The 25,205-nt window shown below is 71.3% G+C and carries 21 protein-coding genes; 14 read left to right on the plus strand and 7 right to left on the minus strand.

Going from position 1 to position 25,205, the window contains the following annotated elements; genetic code table 11:
- Positions 1–28: 28 nt before the first annotated feature.
- The 6 genes from ACWGI8_RS01365 to ACWGI8_RS01390 are packed head-to-tail and all read right to left on the minus strand — an operon-like array spanning position 29 to position 6,331.
- Entirely contained in the window at positions 29–820 is a 792-nt protein-coding gene (locus ACWGI8_RS01365; protein WP_453657521.1) for a class I SAM-dependent methyltransferase, read from the minus strand.
- A 10-nt stretch (positions 821–830) separates the two neighbouring features.
- A complete protein-coding gene (locus tag ACWGI8_RS01370; RefSeq protein ID WP_453657523.1) occupies positions 831–2,090 on the minus strand; it encodes an MFS transporter in 1,260 nt (419 codons plus the stop codon).
- The gene (locus ACWGI8_RS01375) at positions 2,087–3,142 is read right to left on the minus strand and encodes a dipeptide epimerase (RefSeq protein ID WP_453657525.1); all 1,056 of its coding nucleotides are present in this window, start codon (positions 3,140–3,142) and stop codon (positions 2,087–2,089) included. Before ACWGI8_RS01375 ends, ACWGI8_RS01370 begins: the two co-directional genes overlap by 4 nt.
- Complete coding sequence (locus ACWGI8_RS01380; RefSeq protein ID WP_453657527.1) at positions 3,139–4,230, minus strand: PLP-dependent cysteine synthase family protein; 1,092 nt, start codon at positions 4,228–4,230, stop codon at positions 3,139–3,141. Before ACWGI8_RS01380 ends, ACWGI8_RS01375 begins: the two co-directional genes overlap by 4 nt.
- Entirely contained in the window at positions 4,227–5,078 is an 852-nt protein-coding gene (locus ACWGI8_RS01385) for a Rossmann-like domain-containing protein (RefSeq protein ID WP_453657529.1), read from the minus strand. The genes ACWGI8_RS01380 and ACWGI8_RS01385 overlap by 4 nt, the downstream gene beginning before the upstream one ends.
- Positions 5,075–6,331, minus strand: a complete 1,257-nt coding sequence (locus ACWGI8_RS01390) for an ATP-grasp domain-containing protein (RefSeq protein WP_453657531.1) — start codon at positions 6,329–6,331, stop codon at positions 5,075–5,077. The genes ACWGI8_RS01385 and ACWGI8_RS01390 overlap by 4 nt, the downstream gene beginning before the upstream one ends.
- 220 nt (positions 6,332–6,551) lie before the next feature.
- Here ACWGI8_RS01390 and ACWGI8_RS01395 point away from each other — a divergent pair, with 220 nt between their 5' ends.
- The 12 genes from ACWGI8_RS01395 to ACWGI8_RS01450 all read left to right on the plus strand — a co-directional run bounded on the left by ACWGI8_RS01395 (position 6,552) and on the right by ACWGI8_RS01450 (position 21,100).
- Entirely contained in the window at positions 6,552–6,656 is a 105-nt protein-coding gene (locus ACWGI8_RS01395) for a hypothetical protein (protein ID WP_453657533.1), read from the plus strand.
- A gap of 26 nt (positions 6,657–6,682) precedes the next feature.
- On the plus strand, positions 6,683–7,246 hold the full coding sequence (locus ACWGI8_RS01400; protein WP_453657535.1) for a GNAT family N-acetyltransferase: 564 nt from the start codon (positions 6,683–6,685) through the stop codon (positions 7,244–7,246).
- 75 nt (positions 7,247–7,321) lie between these two features.
- A complete protein-coding gene (gene rpmF / locus ACWGI8_RS01405) occupies positions 7,322–7,492 on the plus strand; it encodes a 50S ribosomal protein L32 (protein WP_266389065.1) in 171 nt (56 codons plus the stop codon).
- Positions 7,493–7,497: 5 nt separating this feature from the next.
- Positions 7,498–8,718: a GTP-binding protein gene (locus ACWGI8_RS01410; protein WP_453657537.1), complete on the plus strand. Its 1,221-nt coding sequence runs from the start codon at positions 7,498–7,500 to the stop codon at positions 8,716–8,718.
- A gap of 175 nt (positions 8,719–8,893) precedes the next feature.
- On the plus strand, positions 8,894–9,937 hold the full coding sequence (locus tag ACWGI8_RS01415; RefSeq protein ID WP_453657539.1) for a permease: 1,044 nt from the start codon (positions 8,894–8,896) through the stop codon (positions 9,935–9,937).
- On the plus strand, positions 9,934–10,701 hold the full coding sequence (locus ACWGI8_RS01420; RefSeq protein WP_453657541.1) for a TIGR03943 family putative permease subunit: 768 nt from the start codon (positions 9,934–9,936) through the stop codon (positions 10,699–10,701). The genes ACWGI8_RS01415 and ACWGI8_RS01420 overlap by 4 nt, the downstream gene beginning before the upstream one ends.
- A 327-nt stretch (positions 10,702–11,028) precedes the next feature.
- Complete coding sequence (fxsA, locus tag ACWGI8_RS01425) at positions 11,029–11,211, plus strand: FxSxx-COOH cyclophane-containing RiPP peptide (RefSeq protein WP_453657543.1); 183 nt, start codon at positions 11,029–11,031, stop codon at positions 11,209–11,211.
- Between the two features lie 8 nt (positions 11,212–11,219).
- Positions 11,220–12,572 (plus strand): radical SAM protein, encoded by a 1,353-nt coding sequence (locus ACWGI8_RS01430; protein WP_453657545.1) that lies wholly within the window; start codon positions 11,220–11,222, stop codon positions 12,570–12,572.
- Positions 12,569–13,576 (plus strand): aKG-HExxH-type peptide beta-hydroxylase, encoded by a 1,008-nt coding sequence (locus ACWGI8_RS01435; RefSeq protein WP_453657547.1) that lies wholly within the window; start codon positions 12,569–12,571, stop codon positions 13,574–13,576. Before ACWGI8_RS01430 ends, ACWGI8_RS01435 begins: the two co-directional genes overlap by 4 nt.
- A 146-nt stretch (positions 13,577–13,722) precedes the next feature.
- A complete protein-coding gene (locus ACWGI8_RS01440; protein ID WP_453657549.1) occupies positions 13,723–15,171 on the plus strand; it encodes a TIR-like protein FxsC in 1,449 nt (482 codons plus the stop codon).
- Positions 15,168–19,199, plus strand: a complete 4,032-nt coding sequence (gene fxsT / locus ACWGI8_RS01445) for an FxSxx-COOH system tetratricopeptide repeat protein (protein ID WP_453657551.1) — start codon at positions 15,168–15,170, stop codon at positions 19,197–19,199. The genes ACWGI8_RS01440 and fxsT overlap by 4 nt, the downstream gene beginning before the upstream one ends.
- 221 nt (positions 19,200–19,420) lie before the next feature.
- On the plus strand, positions 19,421–21,100 hold the full coding sequence (locus tag ACWGI8_RS01450) for a class I adenylate-forming enzyme family protein (RefSeq protein WP_453657552.1): 1,680 nt from the start codon (positions 19,421–19,423) through the stop codon (positions 21,098–21,100).
- Between the two features lie 81 nt (positions 21,101–21,181).
- Here ACWGI8_RS01450 and ACWGI8_RS01455 read toward each other — a convergent pair whose 3' ends face one another.
- A complete protein-coding gene (locus tag ACWGI8_RS01455) occupies positions 21,182–22,450 on the minus strand; it encodes a M6 family metalloprotease domain-containing protein (RefSeq protein WP_453657553.1) in 1,269 nt (422 codons plus the stop codon).
- 344 nt (positions 22,451–22,794) lie between these two features.
- On the opposite strand from ACWGI8_RS01455, the gene ACWGI8_RS01460 reads away from it, so the two are divergent.
- Entirely contained in the window at positions 22,795–23,421 is a 627-nt protein-coding gene (locus tag ACWGI8_RS01460) for a TetR/AcrR family transcriptional regulator (protein ID WP_453657559.1), read from the plus strand.
- 215 nt (positions 23,422–23,636) lie between these two features.
- Positions 23,637–25,175, plus strand: coding sequence for an MFS transporter (locus ACWGI8_RS01465; RefSeq protein ID WP_453657555.1), 1,539 nt, complete (start codon positions 23,637–23,639; stop codon positions 25,173–25,175).
- Positions 25,176–25,205: the final 30 nt, after the last annotated feature.

The following is a 25,205-nucleotide window of genomic DNA, read 5'->3' on the forward strand; positions in this document are numbered from 1 at the left end:
CGGCGTGGGGGGCGACGGCGTGTGGGGTTCAGCGGGCGCGCGTGAGGCGGGCGACGAGATGGAGCCGGTCGGCATCGGCCGTGGCGGCGGGCAGGTCGCCCTCGTGCCAGGGCGGATCGGTGCGCGGACCGGGCCGGTCGTACAGGGCGAGCACCTCGAAGCCGTGAAAGGCGAGGACGTGTCGCAGTTCCTGGGGGAAGAGCAGCCGCCACGCGGAGCGCTGCTCGACGGGTGGCGATCCGTCGTCGGCGGTCCATACACGGGTGCGGCGCAGCAGTTGCGCGGCCCGGTCGACGCGCAGGGTGGTGGTGGACCGGTAGGCGGTGCCCTGCCAGGTGAAGCGGTTGACGGACGGACTGTCGAGGAGTTCCGTCCGGCCGAGGAAGAAGGCCCCGTTGCGCATCTCCGCGACGAGCAGCCCACCGGGTGCCAGGGAGCGTCCGCAGGATGCCAGGAAGCCGTCGAGCTCCTCGTTGGTGTGGCAGTACAGCAGGGCGCTGTCCAGGCACACCACGGCGTCGAAGCACCGTTCGCCCAAGTCGAATGCGCGCAGGTCGGATCGGAAGTAGTCCGGTCCGGGGTGGTGGGTGCGGGCGTACTGCAGCATCGCCTCGGACAGGTCGGCGGCGGTGACCGTACGGCCCGCGCTGTGGAGATACGCGGCGTCGCGGCCCGTACCGCATCCGATGTCCAGGATCCGTGAACCGGCCCCGTACCGGCGCAGACAGTCCTCGGCCCAGCGCCCCGCCAGCCGCGTCTCGTCGGGGAATCGGGCCTCGTACAGGACCGGGTTGTCGGTCAGCAGGTTTGCGTTGCTCATCTGTGTCTCCTCACGCCGGCACCGGTACGGCCGCCACGGGGGCGGGAAGGACACGGAGGCGGTGCAGCCACGCGACGCCCGCAGCCGAGGCGATCCCGAAGGTCAGGCAGCACGCCCAGGGCAGCCACTGCGCTCCCGTGCGCTCACCTGCGTCCATGGCCCAGCCGACGACCGTGTTGCCGACGGCCGCGGCGATGCCCGAGACCGCGTAGAACAGCCCGAAGTAGGTGCCGGTGAGCTCCGGGCGGCCGAAGCGGGGGATCAGCTCCATCACGAACGGCTGGGCGATCATGACGCCCACGTAGAGCAGCACGGCACCGGCCAGGACGGGCAGCGCGCGGAGCACCGCGCCTGCGGCATCGCCGTGCTCCGTCCCGGCGTCCGCCACCACCATGGGCGGTACGAAGGCGAGTCCCATCAGCGCCAGACCGGCGCTGATCCATCGCGCCCGGCTGCCCCGCTCCTTCAGCGCCCGAGTGATGCGCAGCTGCAGCCAGAGGTTGGTGAGGGTGCCGACGAGGAAGACCATGCCGGCCGCGCCGTCCCAGCCAGTGGCCTGGCGCGCCCCTTCCGGTAGCAGCAGATACAGCTGGTTCTCCATGGTGAACATGCCGACCATGGCAACGGCGAACGCCACGAAGCCACGATTGCCGACCACCTCTCGCCAGTCCGCAAGGACGCTGTTCGTGGACGGTGTGACCTCGCGTGCCGGAAGCACAATGGCCTGGGCGACCGTGAGCACCGCGAAGATCCCGGCCGCGGTGAGCGCAGAGGCGCGGAAGTCGACCAGCAGCAGTGCGCTGCCGAGCAGCGGCCCTATCAGGGCGCCGGTGGTCGCGAAGACGTTGAACAGGGCGAAGGCCTCGGCCTTGCGCTCCCCGGCCTCCAGGGTGAGATACGCGCGCACAGCCGGGTTGAACAGCGCCCCGGCCAGTCCGCTGAGTACGGAGGCGGCCAGCAGCACCGGCAGCCCGTCGCCGAGAGCGAAGAGTCCGAAGCCGACGGTGCGCAGCGCGCATCCGGCGATGATGACCCCGCGTGCTCCCAGCCGGTCCGCTGCTGATCCGCCGATGAGGAACAGGCCCTGCTGGCTGAGGTTGCGTATGCCGAGCACGATGCCGACGACAGCGGCCGACAGCCCGAGGTCCTCGCTCAGATGCACGGCGAGGTACGGGATGAGCAGGTAGAAGCCGGTGTTGACGCCGAGCTGGTTGACCAGGAGGAGCCGTATCGCGAGGGGGAAGCTGCGTATCTCGTGCCACGTCCTCACGCGTGTTCACTTTCCGCTTCGGTGCGCGGGCGCACACCTAGGCCGGGGTAGCGGCTCGTCCGTACGGTGCCGTCGGCGCCGCCGATGCCGGTCCACGGATCGTGGGCGAGCAGCAGATGCCCGTCGAGGTCGATCCATCGGGCGCGATCGGCGAGATGTACGGCGGGGGCGATGCCGAGCGTGCTGGCGGTCAGACAGCCGAGCATCAGCTCGGTCCCGGTGTCCGCAATCAGTTCGGCGATCCGCAGTGCTGCGCTGACGCCGCCGCACTTGGCGAGCTTGACGTTGATGCCCTGGACACGTCCGGCGAGGCGGCGGGCGTCCTCGTGGCCGATCGCGTCCTCGTCAGCGATGACCGGCAGCGGCGAGCGTTCGGCGAGGCTCGCCAGCGCCTCGGGGTCGCCGGGTGCGATCGGCTGTTCCACGGCCTCGATTCCCAGCTCTGCGAGGCGGGGCAGCAGCCTCTCGGTCGTGCTGACCGTCCAGGCTCCATTGGGGTCCAGAAGCAGGCGCGCGTGGGGAGCCGCGGCACGCACGGCCCGGACGCGCGTCAGGTCGTCCTCGGGTTCCGGTGCCCCGGCCTTGATCTTGAGAACCGAGAAACCGTCCCGTACCAGGCGGGCGGCCTGGGCTTCGGCCCGGCTCGGCGACGTGATGCCGATGGTGCGGGCGGTCGCGGCGGACGGCGCGACGGAGGCGCCGAGCAGTGCGTGGACCGGGATGCCCGCCTGCTTGCCCAGGAGATCGAGCAGAGCGGACTCGACGGCCGCGGCCACGGCCGGCGGAGTACTCTCGCGGCCTCCGTTGCGCAGGGCCTCCAAGGCGCTCTCCGGTTCGGCGAAGCGGGCCAGCCACTGGGACTCCGCGTGCAGCAGTCGCCCGAGGGTGTCGGCATCGAGGCCGTAGTACACGCTGGTGACGGCCTCGCCGCGGCCGAGCTGGCCTTCGCATTCGATGAACAGCCAGACGGCCTCGCGGGCCGCCATCGTCGAGCGGGATATGCGCAGCGGCTCGGCGAGTTGGAGACGCACGGTGCGCTGACTGACCTTCACGGGTTCTCTTCCAAGCGTGGGGTTTGGCTGTGCAGCGGGTCGGTGACGGCGCTGCACCGCGCCCATCCGGTGGCCTCCACGGCCCGCGGATGCGGGATCTCGACCGGGCGAGTGGCGGCGGTGGCCAGATCGAGACCGTGTGCGGCGGTGAAGTCGTCGTCGTAGACGGTGGAGAGGTAGCGGTGCGGCCCGTCGGGAAAGACGGTGGCGACGACGGCTCCCGGGTGGACACGGGCGGCCCAGGCGGCCACCAGCGCCACAGCTCCGGTGCTCCATCCGCCGCTGACGAAGTTGCCGACGGCCAGCCGTCGGCATGCGTCCGCGGCCTCCGCCGGCCCGACCCAGTGGACTTCGTCGAACGCGTCGTAGGCGACGTTGCGCGGATGGATGCTGCTGCCCAGGCCGCGCATCAGACGCGGTCTGGCGGGCTGGCCGAAGATCGTCGAGCCGGTGGCGTCCACGCCGATGAGCCGGAGCCCGGACCAGTGACGGCGCAGTGGGCCGACGACACCGGCGCTGTGGCCGCCGGTGCCGACGCTGCACACCAGCACGTCCAGGTGGTCGAGCTGTACGGCCAGCTCGGCGGCGAGGGAGGCGTAACCGGCGACGTTGTCGGGATTGTTGTACTGATCGGGCCAGTAGGCGTCCGGCAGCGATGTCAGCAGTGCACGCAACCGGGCCAGCCGGGCGGCCTGCCAGCCGCCCTCGGCAGCCGGGCGGTCGACCAACTCCAGCCGGGCGCCGTACGCGCGCAGCACCTGTCGCATCGAGGGCTCCAGCTCGGTGTCGCCGACCAGCACGATCGGATGCCCCAGGGCCTGGCCGGCGAAGGCCAGCCCGATACCGAGTGTTCCGGAGGTGGACTCCACCACCGGAGCCCCGGGCCGCAGTTCGCCGCGCTCCTTGGCTCCGAGCAGCATGGAGACGGCTGCTCGCGCCTTCATGCCGCCGACGCCGAGACCTTCGAGTTTGGCCCAGAAGCCGGGCTGCGGGCAGGGCAGATCGACGGTGACGCGGGCGAGGGGGGTCCGGCCGAGCAGGGCGAGCAGCTCCCGGTTGCCCGCGGGGCTGAGGACGGCTGTGGTCACAGGGCGGCTCCGGAGCGCTCGCTGCCGCCGTAGCGGTGGACAATTCCGGGCCCGCCGTCGAGCCAGAAGAAGGGATACGGCTCGGCGGACACCGCGCTGACTCCGGCGCCGATGAGGCGCGGCAGCACCGCGCTGCCGGTCTGGGCGAACATCACCAGCGGCTTGCCGTGCCGCAGTGCGTGCTCGCGCAACGGCTCGAAGCTGCCGTTGCCGAGTGTCATGCCCGAGGCGAGGACGGCGTCACAGCATTCCAGTTCCGTGAGCGCGTCGGTGCGTACCGGCTCGCCCCACTCCGTCGTGCCGCCCTTGAGGTCGCAGGGTATGTACGCCAGACCGCGTGCGCGCAGCGCCTCCAGCAGCGAATTGACCACGCCGACGACGAGCACGGTGCGCCCCGGCGGAACATCGAGCAGACCGGTGACGGCCGCGGCTCTCGCCCGGGACTTCTCCAGTGAGCTCCCGGCGGGGAGCGGACGCGGCCGTGCGCCGCTCGCGGAACCATGGGGAAGCACGTGCATCAGGTAGGCATCCAATGCGGCCACCCGTACCGGCAGCAGTTCGTGCGCCAGCAGCCGGGCGATGTCCGCGCCGACGCAGTCGTCGACGGCGCTGTCGGGGAGCCCACCGGGCTCGACCGCGCACGAGCCCACGGCCTCGGCCAGGCGCAGGCTGAGCACTTCGTTCCGGTAACCGCCGCTGCGCCCGTCATGCCGTACGGCCTGGCGCGTGGTGAACGCCACGGCGATCCGCTGGGTCTTCGGGTCGGGTCCGAAACCCCCGCGGAGCACGCGGTCGACGAGTTCGTCGTACGAGCCCGCGGTGACGTTCGTGTGGGTGATGGCGGTCATCGGCCGACCACCTTCGGACAGAGTGCCGAGATCAGGGCCTCGACCCGGTCGCGGGCCCCGAGGCCCTCGGCGTCGGCGGCCATGACGTGGCCCAGGTACTCGTTGTTGCTGCCCGCCGCCTTGACGACCTTGCCGGGCTCGGCGAGCTGGAGCTCCAGCAGGCCCACTGCCGTGCATACGTCGTCGGCGCCGTCGATGGACTCCAGTACTCCCCCGCTGTCCGGCACCAGGAACCCGATGGCCGCGCTGCGCAGGCCAGTGGCTCGTCGGCGCAGGTCCGGTTCGCGGCCGAGGGCCACGTCGACGCAGGCGGCTGCGAGGTCGATCCCCGTCACATGACGGACCAGTTCGGTGATGCGGTTGCCGGCGGGGCGGGGGTTGACCTCCACCACACGTGGCCCGCCGGGCGTCAGCTTGATCTCGGTGTGCGCCACGACCCCGTCCAGTCCGAGGGCCTTCAGCGCCTGAACAGCCGTCTCCGCCGCCGCCTCGGCGTCAGCGGCATCGAGCGCCGCGGGGAACATGTGGCCAGTCTCGATGAACGCCGGCGCCCCACCGATGCTCTTGTCGGTCACCCCGACCACCTGCGCCGTTGCGGCGAACGACACGGTCTCGACGCTGACTTCCGGCCCCCGGAGCAGCTCTTCGAGCAGGACCACGGGCTCGCGGCGCTGTCCTCGCGCGTTGACGGGGAAGTCCGCGAGCGCCCTGTAGGCGCGGGTCAGCTCCGACTCGTCGTCGACGCGTCGGACGAACATCCCGGCGCACAGGTCCACGGGCTTGAGCACCAGCGGGTAACCGATCTCCCGCGCCGCATCGGCGGCCTCGGCCCAGTCCGCGCAGACCGCGAACCGCGGCCCCGGCACTCCGGCATCGGCAAGGACACGACGGGTCGCGTCCTTGCGGCAGGCGTTCTCGACCGCTGCGGAGGAGGGGCCCGGCAGCCCCAGGCGTCCGGCGATCCGCGCGGCCGTCGGAAGGTAGTAGTCGCAGGAGGTGATCACCCCGTCGAAACCCAGTGCACCGTGGGCGCGCTCGACGAAGGGCAGCAACGCCTCGATGTCGTTGGTGTCGGCAGTCAGCACGTTGTGTGCCGCGAGCAGCGGATGCCCGGTCCCCTCAGGGGCGGAGCGCAGGTAGTGGTGCAGATCGCGGGTGAGGAAGGTGAACTCGTGCCCGCCCTCGCGGATCGCTCTCGGCAGCAGCCTGCTCATCGATCCGACCCAGCTCTCGACCATCAGCAGATGGGCCACAGCTTCCTCTTCTCAGAACGCGGGTTGGACTCATGAGGCGTCGATGGCACCCGTCCGGGACGGCCCGCCTTGACGGAGCCACACGGTATCGACAATCGTTTTCATTGTCATCTGATCCAGCGCCGATTCTCTGAATGCGAGACCCGTGACTCCCGCTGCATGCCACCGGGGGCGCGCTGTGCGCCCTCGTGGTCCCTGCCGCCCTGGTCGCAACGCGTGCGTGGACAGCGCCGCGGCCGCGTACCTGGTCAACGGGACCGTCCCCGCGATGGATGTGCACTGCGTCGGCCCCGGCCTGCCGACGCCCCGAGTCCCCGACGAATGAGTTCTCAAGCGAATAAGGAGTCAGCGATGACCGATGCCCTGCAAGACGCACCGCACCCCTCGTACACCGTGCGCCCCGCCACGGTCGCCGACGTGGAGGGAGCGCGCCGCGTGATGCTCGAGACCTTCTACCGGGAATTCGGCTACGGCTACGTACCCGAATGGCACCGCGACGTCGTCGACGTCGTGGGCACCTACCTGGACGACCCCCGGCATCTGCTGCTGGTGGCCGTACACGGCGGTGAGGTGGTGGCCACGACCGGCGTGCGATCGGTCGGTCCCGCTCATCCGCCGCACCCGCGCTGGCTCGCCGAGCGCTACCCGCCGGGAACGACCGCGCAGATCGTCCGTGTCTACGTCAAAGCCGAGCACCGGCGGCACGGTCTGGCGCGGACCCTGGTGCGCAGGGCATGCGACTTCGCCGCCACCACCCCGGGCTACGACAGCATCTATCTGCACACCAATGTCCATGTGGAGGGAGCTGAAGCTTTCTGGCGGAGCATGGCCAAGGAGGTCTTCGACGCCCGGACGACCGGTGAGCACGGTCCCGGTGTCGGCACGGTGCACTTCGAGATCCCGATGCCTCAGTGACGCAAAGCCTGCATTAGAAATGGAATCCATTTTCATGTAGCGTCTGCGTCGCGCCGCCCAGAGAGGACCCGAACCATGGCTGTACCCAAGCGGAAGATGTCCCGCAGCAACACCCGTCACCGCCGCGCTCAGTGGAAGGCGATTACGCCGCAGCTCGTGCCGATCACGGTCGACGGCGTCGCCTATCTGGTGCCGCAGCGGCTGGCCAAGGCGTACGAGCGCGGTCTGCTGCGCCCCGAAGGCTGACGGGCATGGTCGGACGACTGCCCGTCACCATCCTGTCCGGCTTCCTCGGAGCGGGCAAGACCACTCTGCTCAACCATGTGCTGAGCAACCGTGAGGGCCTGCGCGTCGCGGTCATCGTCAATGACATGAGCGAGATCAACATCGACGCCGCACTGGTGCGCGGCGGCGAGGCCGCCCTGTCGCGGACCGAGGAACGCCTGGTCGAGATGACCAACGGGTGCATCTGCTGCACCCTGCGCGACGACCTGCTCGAGGAGGTCGACCGCCTCGCCCGCGAGGACCGCTTCGACTACCTCCTCATCGAGTCCAGCGGCATCTCCGAACCGATGCCCGTCGCAGCGACCTTCGCCTTCCCCCGCGACGACGGCGCCACCCTCGGCGACCTGGCGCGCCTCGACACCATGGTCACGGTCGTCGACGCCGCCAACTTCCTGCCCGAACTGGCAGGCGGGGACGGGCTCGCCGAGCGCGGACTCGACCAGTACGAGGACGACGAACGCACCGTCAGCGACCTGCTGATGGACCAGATCGAGTTCGCCGACGTCATCGTGCTCAACAAGCTCGACCTCGTCGATGCGCGGACCGCCGACCGGCTCCGGGCAGCCCTCACTCGTCTCAACCCGGTGGCCAGGATCGTGGCCGCCACCCGCGGGCGCGTGGACCTCGGCGACGTTCTCGGCACCGGCCTCTTCGACCTGGAGCGCGCGCAACAGGCCCCGGGCTGGGTCATGGAACTCAACGGCGACCACGTCCCGGAGACCGAGGAGTACGGCATCTCCAGCACGGTCTTCCGCTCCGAGGTGCCGTTCCACCCGGGCCGCCTGTGGACATTCGTCACCGAGGAACTCGACAGCGGAACCTTCGGACAGATCCTGCGCTCCAAGGGCTTCTTCTGGCTGGCGAGCCGCCCCCACGTGACCGGACTGTGGTCGCAGGCCGGCACCGTCGCCCGCTTCGAACCCTCTGGCGCCCGGGACACGGACAGCGACGCCCAGGGCCAGGAACTGGTCTTCATCGGCACCGGCCTGCGCACCGAGGCACTCCAGGCCGCCCTGGCCGACTGCCTCATGAAGGAAGGCGAGAGCCTCCCGGCCGTCGATCCGTTTCCCGCGTGGGACACCTACGGCATCGACGACGCATGCGAGCACGAGCACGTGTCCGAGCAGGGGCACGGGCACGAGCACGGCCGCGGCCACGAGCACGCCGAGCTCGTACCGCAGATGTGAAGCCTCCGGGTTGGGCAGTGGTCGCAGCCACGGCACTGCCCAACCCGGTACGGGGGTAGTAGAGGCTGCCATGCCGGTTCGACCGTGTGTCCGACGATGGCGGGCATCAGCCAATCTCCGGGAGTAGCGGATCTCGCGGCTATCGTGATGCCTCTCCCAGACAACCGGAGCCGACGTGAACGAACCGGACGGGTTGCTGAAAGACCTGCGGGTCGACACATCCGGGCAGCCTGCGACGGGCACAAGTCCGGATCGCCCTGCCCCGGCGTCGGTCCTCGTCGCCGGGGCCGTGTCGGTACTGGCGCTCGTCGGGCTCGCCTGGACCGCAGGAGCAGCGGACTGGCTGAGTCACCCCGGCTTCCGTGCGTGGCAGACGATCTGCGTGGCCATCACCGTTCAGGCCCTTCCGTTCCTCATCCTGGGCACGCTGATCTCCGGAGCGGTCAGCGCCTTCGTACCGGCGCATGCGTTCAGCAAGGCGCTCCCGCGCAACCCCGCACTCGCGGTGCCGGTCGCGAGCGCGGCCGGGATCGTGCTGCCGGGCTGCGAGTGCGCCTCCGTACCCGTGGCAGGGAGTCTGATCCGTCGGGGCGTCACACCGGCTGCCGCTTTCGCGTTCCTCCTGTCGGCGCCGGCCGTCAACCCGATCGTGCTGACCGCTACTGCCGTTGCCTTCCCGGGCAGTCCGGAGATGGTTGCCGCCCGGCTCATCGCCTCACTTGCCGTCTCCGCTGCGATGGGCTGGCTGTGGCTGAGGCTCGGGCGTGCGGAGTGGCTGCGGATGCCGGCCCGGCATACCGGCCACCAGCACGGGCACAGCCGATGGGAGGAGTTCCGGCTCGGCTTCCAGCACGACTTCCTGCACGCCGGCGGTTTCCTCGTACTCGGCGCGATGGCTGCGGCGACCTTCAACGTCGCCGTGCCGCGATCGGTGCTGGACACGTTCTCGGGATCGCCCTGGGTGTCGGTGCTGTTCCTCGCCGGGCTCGCCGTCGTCCTCGCCGTCTGCTCGGAGGCCGACGCCTTCGTCGCCGCCTCGCTGACAGGCTTCTCGCCCACGGCCCGCCTGACGTTCATGGTGGTCGGCCCCATGGTCGACGTGAAACTGATAGCCCTGCAGGCGGGAACGTTCGGCCGGTCCTTCGCCCTCCGGTTCTCGGCGGCCACCGCCGTGGTGGCCGTCATCTGCAGTGTTCTCGTCGGGTGGTGGCTGCTGTGAGACGCACCTTCCAGGCGCTGCTGCTCCTGCTGACCGGAGCCGGGGTGCTGCGCGTGTCGCTGTTCAGCGACATCAGCCTGCGCTACGTGAAGGAAGGGCTCCAGCCGTTCCTTGTCGCGTCCGGGATCGTCCTGTGCGCAATGGGACTGATCGGCGCTCGGCGCGACGGGATGCGCCTCGGAGTCCGCCGAGGCCGCCAGGGACCCGACGGGTCCTCCGGCGACGCCACCGTACATGCAGAGCATGGGCACGACCACACCCATGGCCCTCGCATTGCCTGGCTTCTGCTGCCGCCCGCGCTCGCACTGCTCCTCTTCGCCCCGCCGGCCCTGGGCTCCTACACCGCGGTACGTGACAATCCGAAGATCGTCGAGGACTACGAGCGCTTCGAACCACTCCCCGCCCACGGCCCCGCCCCCCTGTCGCTGACCGAGTTCATCGCCCGGGCGCAACAGGACGAGGAGCAGAGCCTCAGGGGCCGCACCGTACTCATGCAGGGGTTTGTCACGCCGGGCAAGGACGGGACCTGGGATCTCACCCGGCTTCTGGTCTCCTGCTGTGCGGCCGACTCCCAGTCGTTGACCGTGACGATGCACGGAGCGAAAGCACCACCCGCCGACACCTGGGTGAAGGTGACCGGTACGTGGCACCCGGGCGGTGATCTGGGCACCACCTCGGCAGCCCTGGCACTTGACGTCGCAACCATCCGGAGAATTCCGGAGCCGCCCGTCCCGTACATCGACCGGGCCCCTTCCATCGGCTGACAGCCCGCTCCGGTGGAAGACGCGAACCGTTGGCGTGACAATCCAAGTGATAACCGTTTCGGTTTCGGTTTCGCTTGCTCGGAGGACGCATATGCGCGTGTCCTCGGCCCGCCGCCCAGCTCGCGGCTCAGCTCGCGGCCCGGCCTTCCTGACCCCGCCGGCGTGGCGGGCAGCCGTGGACAGGGTGGCGGATGGGGGCCGCGCGGTGCTGGCGGTGGGTGGGGTGAGGGGAGCGGCGCGGCTGGGTGAGGGAAGGGCCGGATGCGCAAACGATCAATGACTCTGTGTTATATAGTCCGCCGCAACGTGTAGGTAAGGGGATCGTGGATGACCAATTCCGCCCCACTGGTCTCCGTCCTGGCGGATGTCAGTGAGCTGAGCGACGAAGAGCTGGCCGAGCTGCCGGACACCGTGTTCGGCGCCATCATGTCGCGGCTCAGGGACGACGTGCTGCATCCCTCCGGCGAACCCGTGTCCGCCTTCACGTCGGCGCTCAATCAGGTTCCCTGAGACCTGCTGTGACGTTCCGCCAGTATCTGCTGAAGCTGCATGGGCGGTGCAATCTCTCCTGCACGTACTGCTACGTGTACGAGGCCGCCGACCGGAGCTGGCGTGCGAAGCCCCGTCGAATGGAACTGGCGACCGTACGACAGGTGGCCGGGCGGATCGCCGAGTACCGGCGGAGCGCGGAGACCGCCGGGAGCGCGTCCGGGATCGCCGTCACGTTGCACGGTGGGGAGCCCCTGCTCGTCGGGGCGGGGCATCTCGACGAGACCCTGACCCTGTTGCGGGGCGCCCTGGACGGGACCGCGGGGGGCGTCGCGTACGGGGTGCAGACCAACGGGGTTCTGTTACGGGACGACCCGGAGCTGCTCCGGGTGCTGCACCGGCACGGCGTGCGGGTCGGGGTCAGTGTGGACGGGACCGCTGCCGATCATGACCGCTACCGGCGGTTCGCCGACGGGCGGGGAAGCCACGCGGCGGTCGCGCAGGCGCTGCGGATCCTCGGGGCCGAGGAGAACCGGGCCCTGTTCAGCGGAGTGCTGTGCACGGTCGATCCGACCACCGACCCGGTGGCGACCTACGAGGCGCTGCTGGAGTTCGCGCCGCCCCGGATGGACCTCCTGCTGCCGCACGGGACCTGGGGCAACCCGCCGCCCGGACTGCGCGGCCGGGTGCCCCCGACGGCCCCGCCCGTACCGAATCCCGCACCGCAGCCCCAGCGAAATCCCGTACCGATCCCCGCACCGGACTGTGCACCGCAGCACCTGCAGAATCCCGCACCGGATTCCGCGCCGCAGCCCCCGCAGAATCCCGCACCGAGTCCCGTACCGCAGCCTGGACCGGAAGAGGCAGGGACTCCGTACGCCGACTGGCTCTGCGCCGTCTTCGACCGCTGGTACGGGGCCCCGCGCCGGGAGACCGGGATCCGGCTGTTCGAGGAGCTGATCGTGCTTCTGCTCGGCGGCCGGGCGAGCAGCGAGATGGTGGGGACGGGTTCCGCGGACCTGGTGGTCGTGGAGACGGACGGGTCGCTGGAGCTGGCCGACAGCCTGAAGGCGGCGTACGACGGGGCGGCCTTCACGGGGCTCAGCGTGTTCGGGGACTCCTTCGCCGAGGCCGCCCGGCATCCGGCCTTCCGGACGCCGCGTGCCGCGCCCGTCTGTGCGCGCTGCCCGTTCTCGGGGGTGTGCGGCGGCGGGCTGTACGCGCACCGCCACCGGCCGGGCGCGGAAGATCCCTTCGCGCATCCCACCGTGTACTGCCACGACATGGCCGTCCTCATCGACCACATCCGGCGGCGCCTGGAAGCCGACGTCGCCGCGTTCCGAGCCGAACGGCACACGACCCGGAAAGTGACGGCCCGGTGACCCCGACCTCCCCGCACCTCATCCCCCGTCGGACCTTCCTCGCCCTCGCCCGCGGGCGAGGCGGCGCGGACGCCGTCGCCGTACTGCGGGCCGGGCAGCTGAGCAAGCGGCGGCTGCTGCTGAGCGCGGTGCGCAGGGCTGCCGAGGAGCGGCGGCCCGGGGCGGCCCGTGAGGCGCGGCTCGCCGAGACGTACGAGGAGTTCCGGCGGATCGGGCAGCGGTCCCGCGAGCGCTGGGAGGCGGTGCTGCTCCAGCCGTATCTCGACCTGTGGGCCGCGGGTTGTCTGCGCAGGCTGTACGGGGAGGAGGACGGCGAGCCGCAGCTACGGGGGCTCGCGGAGTTCCTGCGGGCGCCGGGGCCCGTCGTACGACTGGAGGCCGCCGGGCACCGGCTCACGGTGCGGATCGACGACCGGGGGCCGTACCGGCAGGCGCACGGGAAGCCGGTGCCCGGGCCGCTCGACCCGGACGAGCTGCGCGTATGGGAGGGGCTGCTCGCCGAGGCGTGGCGGCTGCTCGCCCACCGGCACCCCTGGTACGCGGAGGCGGTGGGCGCGGGCCTGTCCACCCTGGTGCCGCTGCTGCCGAGGCCCGACGGGACCTCCGTGTCCTCGGCCGTACGACGCGGCTACGGCGCGGTCGGGGTGTCGCTGCCGTCCGACCCGCAGCGGCTCGCCCTCGCCCTGGTCCACGAGTTCCTGCACATCCAGCTCGGAGCGCTGCTCGATCTCGTACCGCTGCACGGGCCGGACTCGGGAGCCCGGTACGACGCGCCGTGGCGGCCCGATCCCCGGCCGGCCGGGGCGCTGCTCCAGGGGACGTACGCGCATCTGGGGGTTTCGGACTTCTGGCGTGTCGAGCCCGGCGCGGGCACCGCGGAGCAGTACGCGCACTGGCGCGGCCGTACCCTCGAAGCCGCCGCCACCCTCCTGGACAGCGGTGAACTCACTGATGACGGGCGGGAGTTCGTGGGGGAGCTGCGCCGGACGCTCATCGGGTGGTAGCCGGAACCGCACCGGCTGGTAGGCGAGTTCTGGCCAGAACGTGACGGGCGGCTTAGCGGATCCGCGCAGAGGGCAATAACCAGCAAACCCAAAGGGTATTGAGCCCCTGCCGGGGCGCTGTGAGTCTGCGTTGAGCAGCCGGAGTCATGGGGGAGCCGGTGGGGCCGTACTTCTTCCTGAGTTACGCCAGGGACGACGACAAAGACGCGTACGTGCACCAGTTCTACGACGACCTCTGCGCGCAGATCATCGAGCTCTCCAACAGCGCGGCCCAGGTCCCCATCGGATTCCGCGACAACAGCTCGATCCGGATCGGTGAGCACTGGAGCGAGCAGCTCGAGATCGCCCTGGGCAGCTGCCACTCGATGGTGGCGCTCTACTCCCCGGCCTACTTCCGCAGTATGTGGTGCTCGCGCGAGGCGGGCGTGATGATGCGCCGCGCCGGCCAGTACTTCGCGCGCACCCAGCGGGGCTCCTCGGCGCTGATCCCCGTGCTGTGGCAGCCGGTCGAGGTGCCGCAGGAGGTGTCCCACATCCAGTACCTGACCGACGGCTTCGGCTCCTGGTACGCGGACGCCGGGTTGCAGCGCCTCCTCCAGCGGGCGCCCACGGGAGAGGACTACAAGGGCGCGGTCCGGCTGATCGCCCAGCGCGTGCTGGACGTCGCCCAGAACGAGGAGCTGCCCGTGCCCGAGCAGCCGGTCCGGCTGGCACAGGAGCCGCTGTCGTTCCAGCCGCGGACCGAGCCGACCAGGCCGGGCAGCACCGTGCAGTTCTTCGTCGCCGCGAGCACCGCCGACACGGCCCCCGGGCACCGCCGCGGCGCGCCCTGCTACGGCCCCGCCGGGCTGGACTGGAATCCGTACCACCCGCAGCAGGAGTACCCGCTCTACCAGCAGGCCCAGCGCCTGGTGACGGCGCAGGGGTACGGGACGGCCTACCGCGAGGTGGGATCCGGCCTCACCCGGCAGCTCAACCAGGCCTGGCGCGACGACCAGGTGACGATCCTGCTCGTGGACGCGTGGAGCGCGCCCGACGCGCCCTACCGTCAGCCGCTGGAGCAGTTCGACCGCACCGAGCATCCCGCGACGGGCGTCCTGGTGCCGTGCCATCCCCGGGAGGAGCGGGACCGGGACGAGCTGTGGATCAAGGTCTCCGAGGTCTTCGAGCGCAAGTCGTCCCGCGGCATGCACGACAGGCAGTTCCAGCTCCGCGTCTGCTTCGACGACTTCAAGAAGGCGCTGGGCCAGATGGTGTCCGCCGCGCAGAACAATCTGATCCGCAAGCGGCACGCCGCCCCGCCGCCCGGTGACGACGACGGGGACGGCGGCGCGATCGCCGTCCGGCCGATCCTGCGCGGCCCCAGCAGCGGCCCGAAGGGCGGGGCCCGTGCGGGCGGCGGCACTCCGTCCGGCCAAAGCGGCGCGCCCGGAAGCGGCACTTCCGGGAGCGGCACGCCCGCGACCCGCCCGCCCCGCTGGTCCGGTGGTCGCGCCCACATTCCGTACGACCCGTATGCCTACGACCCGTACCCGTATCCGCACAGCTCGCATGATCCGCTCGGCCGTCGCCGTGAGGGAGGACCAGGACGATGAAGAGCGCAGGCACACGCGAGCCCGGCACCGCGGGCACGGACGCGCCCGCCACCGCAGCCGGGGGCGAGCCCGGCACGGTCGTCACGTTCTACTCGTTCAAGGGCGGAGTGGGCCGGACGATGGCGCTCGTCAACACCGCCTGGATCCTCGCCGGGAACGGGCTGCGGGTGCTGATGGTCGACTGGGACCTGGAGGCGCCCGGACTGCACCGCTACTTCCACCCCCTGCTCACCGACCCCGAGCTCAGCTCCACCGACGGCGTCATCGACCTCATCCGCGACTACGCGATGCGCGCGGACGAGCCGGGTCCGGGGCCGGGCGGGACCGGGGACAGGACAGCCGAGCAGGACCGGGCCCGGTGGTTCCGTGACCGCTGTGACGTGGACCGGTGCATCGTCGGCGTCCGGGAGGACTTCCCCGACGGCGGGCGGCTGGACTTCCTGCCCGCGGGCCTCCAGGACGACGGCTACTCGGCGGCCGTGTCCACCTTCGACTGGGACCACTTCTACACCCGGCTGCGCGGCGCAGCCTTCCTCACCGCGCTCCGCGACGAGCTGCGCGGCCGCTACGACTACGTCCTGATCGACAGCCGCACGGGCCTGTCCGACACGGCCGGCATCTGCACGGTCCTGCTGCCCGACGTCGTCACCGTCTGCTTCACCCTCAGCGCCCAGTCCATCCAGGGCGCGGCGGCCGTCGCCGAGTCCGTCCGCGCCCAGGTCACCAACCGGCCGGTCCGGATCCTGCCCGCGCCGATGCGCGTCGAGTACGCGGAGCAGAAGAAGCTGGAGGCGGGCCGCGATCTCGCGCGCAGCCGCTTCCTGTCGTTCCTCGACGGCATGAGCAGGGACGAACGCGACCGCTACTGGGGCGATGTGGAGATCCCGTACCGGCCGTTCTTCGCGTACGAGGAGATCCCCGCGCCGGTCGGCGACCGTCCGCACCAGGGCACCAGCCTGCTCGCCGCGTCGGAGCGGCTCACCGGGCGGCTCACCGGCGGCCGGGTGACCCGTCAGCGGCCCATGCCGGAGACCCGGCGGCGCGCGCTGCTGTCCCTGTACGAGCGGACCAAACCGCCCGTGCCCTCCGATCTGTTCCTCAGCTACGCGCCGGCCGACCGGATGTGGGCGGAGTGGATCGCCGCCCGGCTCCGCGCACTGGGCTACCAGACGGTGATGAGCGGCGCCGCCGAGCACGCGGGCTCCGACGCGCAGACCGAGGTGCGCCGCGCGCTGGAGGGATCGGGGCGGATCGTCGTGCTGCTCTCTCCCGACTATGTGCGGCTGCCGCACGCCCACGAGGTGTGGAAGTCCGTCTCGGCCCGTGACCCGGAGGCGTCGCAGCGGATGCTGATCCCTGTCCGCATCCATCCGGCCCCGCTGCCCGTGCCGTTCGGCGATCTGGTCGCCGTCGATCTCGTCGAGCGCGACGACCAGGGCGAGGCGGAGGCCGCGCTGCTGGCGGCGGTGGGGCGGCCCGACCCGCTGGCCGGTGAGCCCGTACGGCCCGCGGGAGCGGACGACGACCAGGGACCGCGCTACCCCGGCACGCCGCCGCCGGTGTGGCATGTGCCCACCCGCAACGCGGCGTTCACCGGGCGCGGGCGGACGCTGGAGGAGATGCGCGACGGGTTCGCGGCGGGCGGCCCCCTGGGCGGGCCGCCACAGGCCGTGTTCGGCATGGGCGGGGTGGGCAAGACCCAGGTCGCCATCGAGTACGCGCACCGCTTCGCCGCCGACTACGACGTGGTCTGGTGGATCAACGCCGGCCAGTCGAGTCTCGTACGGCAGGAACTGGCCGCGCTCGCCGTCCGGTTGGGGCTGCCGTCGGGCGACGACGTGGAGACCACGTCCAACCGGGTGCTGGACGCGCTGCGGCAGGGCCGTCCGTACCGGCGCTGGCTGCTGGTCTTCGACAACGCGGAGCATCCGGAGGAGCTCGCCCCGCTGATCCCGGCCGGCACCGGCCATGTGCTGGTGACCTCGCGCAACCGCGCCTGGGCGGACCGGGCCGCGCAGGTCGAGGTGGAGGTGTTCGCCCGCGAGGAGTCCGTACGGCTGCTGCAGCGGCAGAACCCGGATCTGCCGGAGGCGGACGCCGGGCAGGTCGCGGAGGCGCTCGGTGATCTGCCGCTCGCCATCGCCCAGGCCGCGGCCTGGCTGGAGCAGTCCGCGATGCCGGTGGAGACCTATCTGGAGCTGCTGAGCACCCAGCTCGCGACGATGCTGGAGCAGGAGCCGGCCACCTCCTACCCGCGGTCCGCGGCGGCGACCTGGCTGCTGGCGCTCGCCAAGGTCCGCGAATCGATGCCGGCGGCCGCCCAACTGCTGGAGATCTGCGCGTTCTTCGGCCCGGACCCCATCCCGATGTGGACGCTGTACGGGCAGAAGACGGCGGAGTTGCTGGCGCGGCACGACCGGCGCCTGGTCCACTCGGTCCGGATGGGCGCCCTGTTCGCCGAGATCAACCGGTACGGACTCGCCCGCACCAACCAGAGCGACAAGACCATCAGTGTGCACCGGCTGGTGCAGGAGGTGCTGCGCTCCCAGCTGCCGCGCGAGCGGTGGCCCGTCATGCGCGCCCATGTCCACGCGATCCTCGCCGAGGCCAACCCGAGGAACATGGAGGACCCGGCCTCCTGGGACCGGCACGCCTCGCTGCTGCCGCACATGAAGCCGTCGCGCGCCTTCGCCAGCGAGGACGACGCGGTACGCCGCTGGATCGCCGACTCCGTGCGCTATCTGTGGCGGCGCTCCAACCACAGCGCCGCGGTGGAGACGGCGGAGCGCGCCCTGGCCGTCTGGGAGCCGGTCTTCGGCGAGGACGACGCGCTCGTGATCTATCTGCGCACCCAGTACGCCAACGCGTTGCGCTCCAGCGGCCGGCTGGAGGAGGCGTACGCGATGGACGAGCAGGCGCTGCGCCGCGCCCGCGAGGTGCTCGGCCCCGACGACTACTACACGCTGGTGGCCGCCGCGAACCTCGGCGCGGACCTGCGCGGCAAGGGCGCCTACAGCCAGGCGCGGGACATCGACCGCGAGACGTACGCGGTGAGCCGGCGGGTCTACGACGCCGGTGAGGAGCGCCTGTTGATGGCCGCCAACAATCTCGCCGTCTCGCTGTTCCTGGTCGGTGACCGGTGGGGGGCCCGTGACCTCGACCGGGAAGTGTGGGAGACCCGCAAGGAGGTCCTCGGCAAGGATCATCCGTACACGCTCACCTCGGCCAGCAACTACGCCCGCGGGCTGCGCGAGACCGGATCGGTGAACGAGGCGCTGCGGCTGCTGCAGGAGACGGTCAAGGCGTTCCGCGAGAAGACCGGCGACCGGCATCCCGAGACCCTGCAGGCCGCCCGCAACCTCTCCGCGGTGCTGCGCCGCACCGGCCGGTACGAGGAGGCCAGGGCGCTCAGCACCGAGAACTACGACATCTCGATGTCCGTGCTGGGCCCCGACCACCCGGACACCCTCTCGGCGGCCACGAATCTGGCCTGCGCCCTGGTCGCCACGGGGGACGCGCAGGGGGCGCGGGATCTCGCCCGGGAGGCGCTGAACCGGCACCGGACCCAGCTCGGCGAGCGGCATCCGTTCGCCCTGGCGTGTGCGAACAACCTGGCCGTCTATATGCGGCTGACGGGCGAGCGGGAGGCGGCCCTCGCGCTGTCGCGCAGGACGCTGCAGCAGTACCGGGAGGTGCTCGGACGCGACAATCCGTACACGCTGACGAGCATGATGAACCACGCCACCGACCTGGTCGCGGACGGCGATCTGGAGGGCGCGGTCAGGCTGGGGCGCGAGGCGTACGACGACTTCGTCCGGATACTCAGCGCGGACCACTACGACGCGATCGGCTGCGCGTCGAACCTCGCGATCGACCTGCGGGACTCCGGGGCGGCGGAGGAGGCGCGGGCGCTGCACGAGGACGCGCTGGCGCGGGCGCGGGTGACCATGGGGCCGGAGCATCCGACGACGCGGGCGGTGAAGGACTGGATGCGGCTCGACTCCGACATCGAGCCGCCGGCCACGTAGGGAAGTGTCTTCGAAGTAGCGTCGTCCGCCCGGAGGGCGTGCCGGGCGTCGCCGGGCAGACGGGACTTCGAAGACACGACCCAAGGCCTGCCCGGTGGATCAGGCGGCCCGGCGAGATCCACCGGAGGGGCCCGAGGGGCCATGGAGCGGCCTTGACGGGGTGCGGGGCGGAACATAGCGTCGGCCCTTGCTGAGCAAGCGCTTAGGGAGGGAAACCGAACGTGCCGCACCCCCAGGACTCCGCAGGTCTCGTCCAGGACTACGCAGGTCTCCTCACCGCGCCCGGGGCGCCCTTCGCCGCCGCGGACGGGGTGTACGCGTCCGGGCCGCGCACGCTGCGCGAGTTCGTCGAGGCCACCTGGGCGTTCGGGGACCGCCCGTTCCTGGTGGCGGAGAGCGGGACGTACACGTACGGGGAGTTCTTCGCGGCCGCTTCGTCGCTGGCAGGGCGGCTCGTCGAGGTGTACGGGCTGCGGCCCGGCGACCGGGCCGTCGTGGCGATGCGCAACCACCCCGAATGGCAGATCGCCTTCTGGGCGGCGCAGTTGGCCGGTCTGGTGGCCGTACCGCTGAACGCATGGTGGACCGAGGAGGAGTTCGCGTACGCCCTCGACGACTGCACGCCCGGGGTGCTGCTCGTCGACGGGGAGCGGCTGCCGAGGGTGGAGAAGTGGGCGCGCGGGCGGGTGCCCGTCGTCGTCTTCCACCACGACGGGCCGGCCGGTGAGGGCGTGGAGCGGTACGAGGACCTCCCTGCCCCCGACGCTGCCGCCGCGCCGCCGGACGTGGAGGTGCGGGCCGAGGACGACGCCACGATCATCTACACCTCCGGGACCACCGGCCGGCCCAAGGGCGCCGTCGCCACCCAGCTCGCCCAGGCCGGGGCCGCGATGAACCCCCGCTACACCGCGGCGGCCTCCGCGCTCGCGCGGGGCGTCCTCCCCGGGCAGGGGCCCGCGCCGGTGAGCCTCATGACCTTCCCCTTCTTCCATGTGGCGGCCTTCACCACGCTGTACTCGGTGATGGCTGTCGGCGGGACGCTCGTCCTCATGCGCAAGTGGGACGCAGGCAAGGCGCTCGCGCTGATCGAGAAGCACGGCGTCACGCACTACTCCGGGGTACCCACGACCGCGCTCCAGTTGCTGGACGTCGCGGAACGCGAAGATGCCGCGCTGGAGACCCTCACGCACCTCAACACGGGCGGGGCCGCCGCGCCGCCCGGTCTCGTCGCGCGGCTCACCGCCCGCTACGGGCAGCGGATCGAGCCCCGCAACGGCTACGGGCTGACCGAGACCAGCGGGGGAGTGACGGCCAACTTCGGTACCGAGTACCGGCAGTTCCCGGACAGTGTGGGGCGGCCCACCCCCGCCACCGAGGTGCGGATCGCCGGGCCGGACGGTGAGGCGCTGCCGGAGGGCGACGCCGGTGAGCTGTGGCTGCGCGGGCAGTCCCTGGTGCGCGGGTACTGGGGCGACGAGGACGCCACGCGGAAGGCGTTCACGCCGGACGGCTGGTTCAGGACCGGCGACGTCGCGACCGTACGGGACGGCCGGGTCTCGATCGTCGACCGGCTCAAGGACATGGTCGTCCGCGGCGGCGAGAACGTGTACTGCGTCGAGGTCGAGGCCGCCCTGCACGACCATCCGGACGTGGCCGACGCCGCCGTCCTGGGCGTTCCGCACCCCGTCCTCGGGGAGGAGGTCGCCGCCGTGGTCCAGCGCCGGCCGGGCGCCACGGTCACCGCCGGTGAACTGCGGGCGCACGTCGGCAGGAGCCTCGCCGCGTTCAAGGTGCCGGCGCATGTCGTCGTGGGGGACGAGTCGTTGCCCCGCAATCCCACCGGGAAGATCCTCAAGCGGGAGCTGCGCGGGCCGCTCGCGGAGCGTCTCGGCAAGGGCTGACCCAGCAGCCCGGGAACGGCTGACCGAGCAGCAGCCCGGGAGCGGCTGACCGAGCAGCCCGGGAACAGCTGACCGGGCAGGTCAGGAACGGGTGACGCGCACCCGGTAGGTGCCCTTCGCGGTCTCCGACAGCACCGTGATCCGGATCTTGTTGCGCGGGTCGGTGAACGACTCACCCGGCCGGTAGGGGGCGTCCGACAGTTCGGCGTGCACATTGGGCCGCCGGGTGCAGCCGCCGCTGTCCTTGTCGCTGTCGACGACCGACACCGGACCCTGACCGGTGTCGATGTCCGTCTCGATGCGGTAGACGAGGACGCCCGGCTCGCAGACGGCCTCGTCGTTGCCCGCCCGGGTGCGTACCTCCACGGCGTAGCCGGAGTCGGCGGCGAACGGGACGAAGACCAGTTTGCGGCCGCCCCTGGTGGCCAGCGGGGTCAGCTCGTACTCACTGCTGCCGGACTCGGAGGCGCAGCCGACCTGGTTGTTGTCGAGCCAGCCCAGCTTCCACTTGTGCCAGCCGAGCAGATCGTTGTTGGCGCCCCAGTCCTCGGACATGATGTCCCAGTGGCCGACCGCGCCGCCGCCCTCCGAGGTGTAGAGGTCGGGCAGGCCGAAGACATGGCCGTTCTCATGGGGCAGCACCCGGTAGCCCGTCTCGGAGTAGGTACCCGAGCCGTCGTCCTGACGGCTGTAGACGAACGAGGTGTTCCCCAGCGCCACCCCGTCCGCGTAGGGCGCGTCCGGGTTGCCGGAGAAGGTCACGGACAGCACGGTGTCCAGCGCCGAAGGACCCGCGTTCGGCGTGACCAGGATGTTGACCAGGTCGTACGCGCTGAAGTCCACCTGGTGGTCGGTGGCGGCCACGATGTCCTGCACGAGCTGGCGGTAGCCCGGCTCGTACGGTGCTCCGCGCTCTATTCCGTACGCGGCGAACGGCATGGGCATCCGCAGCCAGTGCGCGAGCGGGACCTCGGGACGGTAGACGAGACGCCCGTACGAACTGGTGGCGTACCACTGCTCGGTCTGCGGGAAGAACTCCCCGAAGCGGTCCAGGGCGGCGCCCGCCCCCTCCGCGTCCGGAAAGTCGATCATCAGGTTGAGCGCGCGGACCTCGCCCGTGGAGCGTGCGTAGCCGGGCGGCGTCGGTACGCCCTCCGACATCTGCACGCCCGTGGCGGCGGCGATCCGGCACGGGCCGAGCGCCGACTCCTCGGCCGTGGCCACCGGTCCGGCCTGGGCTCGCGAAGGATCCGGGAGGGTCGAGCTCGCCGAGGTCAGCGCGGCGAGAGAGAGCACCGCTGCAGCGCCGAGCACGCACGGTCTGCGTATCCGGCGGCGGGTGTGCTGCATGCGTCCTCCGCCTTCGGGTCCGCGGCAGCCGGCCGGTCCCGCGCTGCGCTCCGTTCGATCAGCCTGGTTCGGGCGGTGGGAGGGCGCGCGCCGGGTGAGCCGATCGTGCGACACGGCGGACAGGCGAATATGACCCAGGTCACATCGATTCTTTTCCGGACCGGGAAATATCCGGGGAGTGACTCCCCGTTTGCACGTGTGTCCCCACGAACCGGGGACGAGGTCCCCGGTTATGCGGGGGTGTGGTGACTCGACATGACCAGAGAGGGAGTGGAGCCGTGAACTCCGCCACCGCCACCGCCACCGGCACCGGCACCGGCACCGGCACCGGCACCGGCACCGCGGTGCGCCGCGCATCCCGGCCGCGGGCCGACGCGCTGCGCAACCGGGAGCGGATCGTGACGGCGGCCCGCGAGATGTTCGTCGAGTTCGGCCCCGAGGTGCCGCTCGACGAGGTTGCCCGCCGTGCCGGCGTCGGCAACGCGACCCTCTACCGGAACTTCGCGGACCGGGACGCCCTCGTCCACGAGGTCGTCCTCTCCGTCATGCGCCGCACCACGGACCGGGCGGAGGAGGCGGTCGCCGAGGAGGCGGACCCCTTCGCCGCGCTGTGCCGCTTCACCCACGCCGCCGCCGACGAGCGGATCGGCGCCCTGTGCCCGATGCTGTCCGGCAGCTTCGACCGGGACCACCCCGAACTGCTCGCCGAGCGCGACCGGCTCGAAGGGGCCGTCCAGGGCCTCGTCCGGCGCGCACAGGCCGCGGGCCGGCTCCGTACGGACATCGCCGTCGGAGATCTGATGGTGGCGCTCTCCCAGCTCACCCGGCCGCTGCCGGGCACCGGTTGCCCGGAGTTCGACCAGTTCACCCACCGCCATCTGCAGTTGTTCCTCGACGGACTCGAAGCGCCCGCGCGCTCCGAACTCCCGGGCGCGGCCGTGACCTTGGAGGACCTGCGACGCAAGCCCTGACCCCTGCGGCGGCCCGGCGCGCGCCGTGACCCGCCGTACGCGACTTCCCCGGCCCGCACCGTACTGACGACACCCCACTCCCCGGCTGACGACAGCCCGTCCCGTACCGACGGCAGTTCAGCCCGTACTGACGACATCCCACCCCCGGCCGCCGACAGCCGGACCCGTACTGACGACCTTTTCTCACCACTTCGCACCCTTAGGTGGCTTCCTCCATGTCAAAAACGGCCGAGACTCACCTCCCGGACGCCGTCCGCCCCGATCCGAGTCGCTGGAAAGCGCTCGTCTTCATAGCCCTGGCCCAGCTCATGGTCGTGCTCGACGCGACGATCGTGAACATCGCGCTGCCCTCCGCCCAGCAGGACCTGGGGATCTCGGACGGCAACCGCCAGTGGGTCATCACCGCCTACGCCCTCGCCTTCGGTGGACTGCTGCTGTTCGGCGGACGCATCGCCGACCTGTGGGGCCGCAAGCGCACCTTCGTCGTCGGTCTGCTCGGCTTCGCCGCCGCTTCCGCGCTCGGCGGCGCCGCGAGCGGTGAGGCCATGCTGCTCGGGTCGCGCGCCCTGCAGGGTGCCTTCGGCGCGCTGCTCGCCCCGGCCGCCCTGTCGCTGCTCGCGGTGATGTTCACCGACGCCAAGGAGCGGGCCAAGGCCTTCGGCATCTACGGTGCGATCGCCGGCGGTGGCGGCGCGGTCGGTCTGATCCTCGGTGGCTTCCTGACCGAATACCTGGACTGGCGCTGGACGTTCTACGTCAACATCCCCTTCGCGATCGTCGCCGCGGCGGGCGCGTACTTCGTCATCCGCGAGCCGGCCGGCGGCCGCAACCGCTCGCCGCTCGACATCCCCGGCGTCATCCTGTCCACCCTCGGTCTGGTGGCGCTGGTCTACGGCTTCACGCGCGCCGAGTCCGACGGCTGGTCGGACGCGACGACGATCGGCCTGTTCGTCGCCTCCGCCGTGCTGCTCGCCGCCTTCGTCGCGGTCGAGGCCCGGGTGAAGTCGCCGCTGCTGCCGCTGCGCGTCCTGACCGAGCGCAATCGCGGCGGTGTCTACCTCTCGCTCGGTCTCGCCATCATCGCGATGTTCGGCCTCTTCCTCTTCCTCACCTACTACCTGCAGGTCGTGAAGGGCTTCTCGCCGGTCAAGACGGGCTTCGCCTTCCTGCCGATGATCGCGGGCATGATCACGGGCTCCACGCAGATCGGCGCCCGGCTGATGACCCGCATCCCGCCGCGGCTGCTCATGGGTCCGGGCTTCCTGGTCGCCGCGGTCGGCATGCTGCTTCTGACGCAGCTGGAGGTCGGATCCTCGTACGCCGGCCTGATCCTGCCGGCGCAGCTGCTGCTCGGTCTCGGTATGGGTACGGCCTTCATGCCGGCCATGTCGCTCGCCACCTACGGCGTCGAGGCCCGGGACGCGGGTGTCGCCTCCGCGATGGTGAACACCTCGCAGCAGGTCGGCGGCGCGATCGGCACGGCCCTGCTGAACACCATCGCGGCGTCCGCGACCACGTCCTACATCACCTCGCACGCGGCTGCCGCGACGAGCCCCGAGGCCCAGGAGCTGCTCCAGCTGCGGGGCATGGTGCACGGCTACTCCAGCGCCATCTGGTGGGCCGTCGGCATCCTGGCCGTCTCCGCCGCGATCGCGTTCACCTTCATCAACTCCGGACGGCCCGGCTCCACGGCCGTGGCGTCCTCCGAGGAGGGTGTCGAGGGCGAGGTGAAGATCCCGGTCGTCGCGCACTGAGACGGGGGGCCGGGGGGCGTCGCCCCTCGG

This window comes from Streptomyces sp. NPDC054841, from assembly GCF_053611045.1.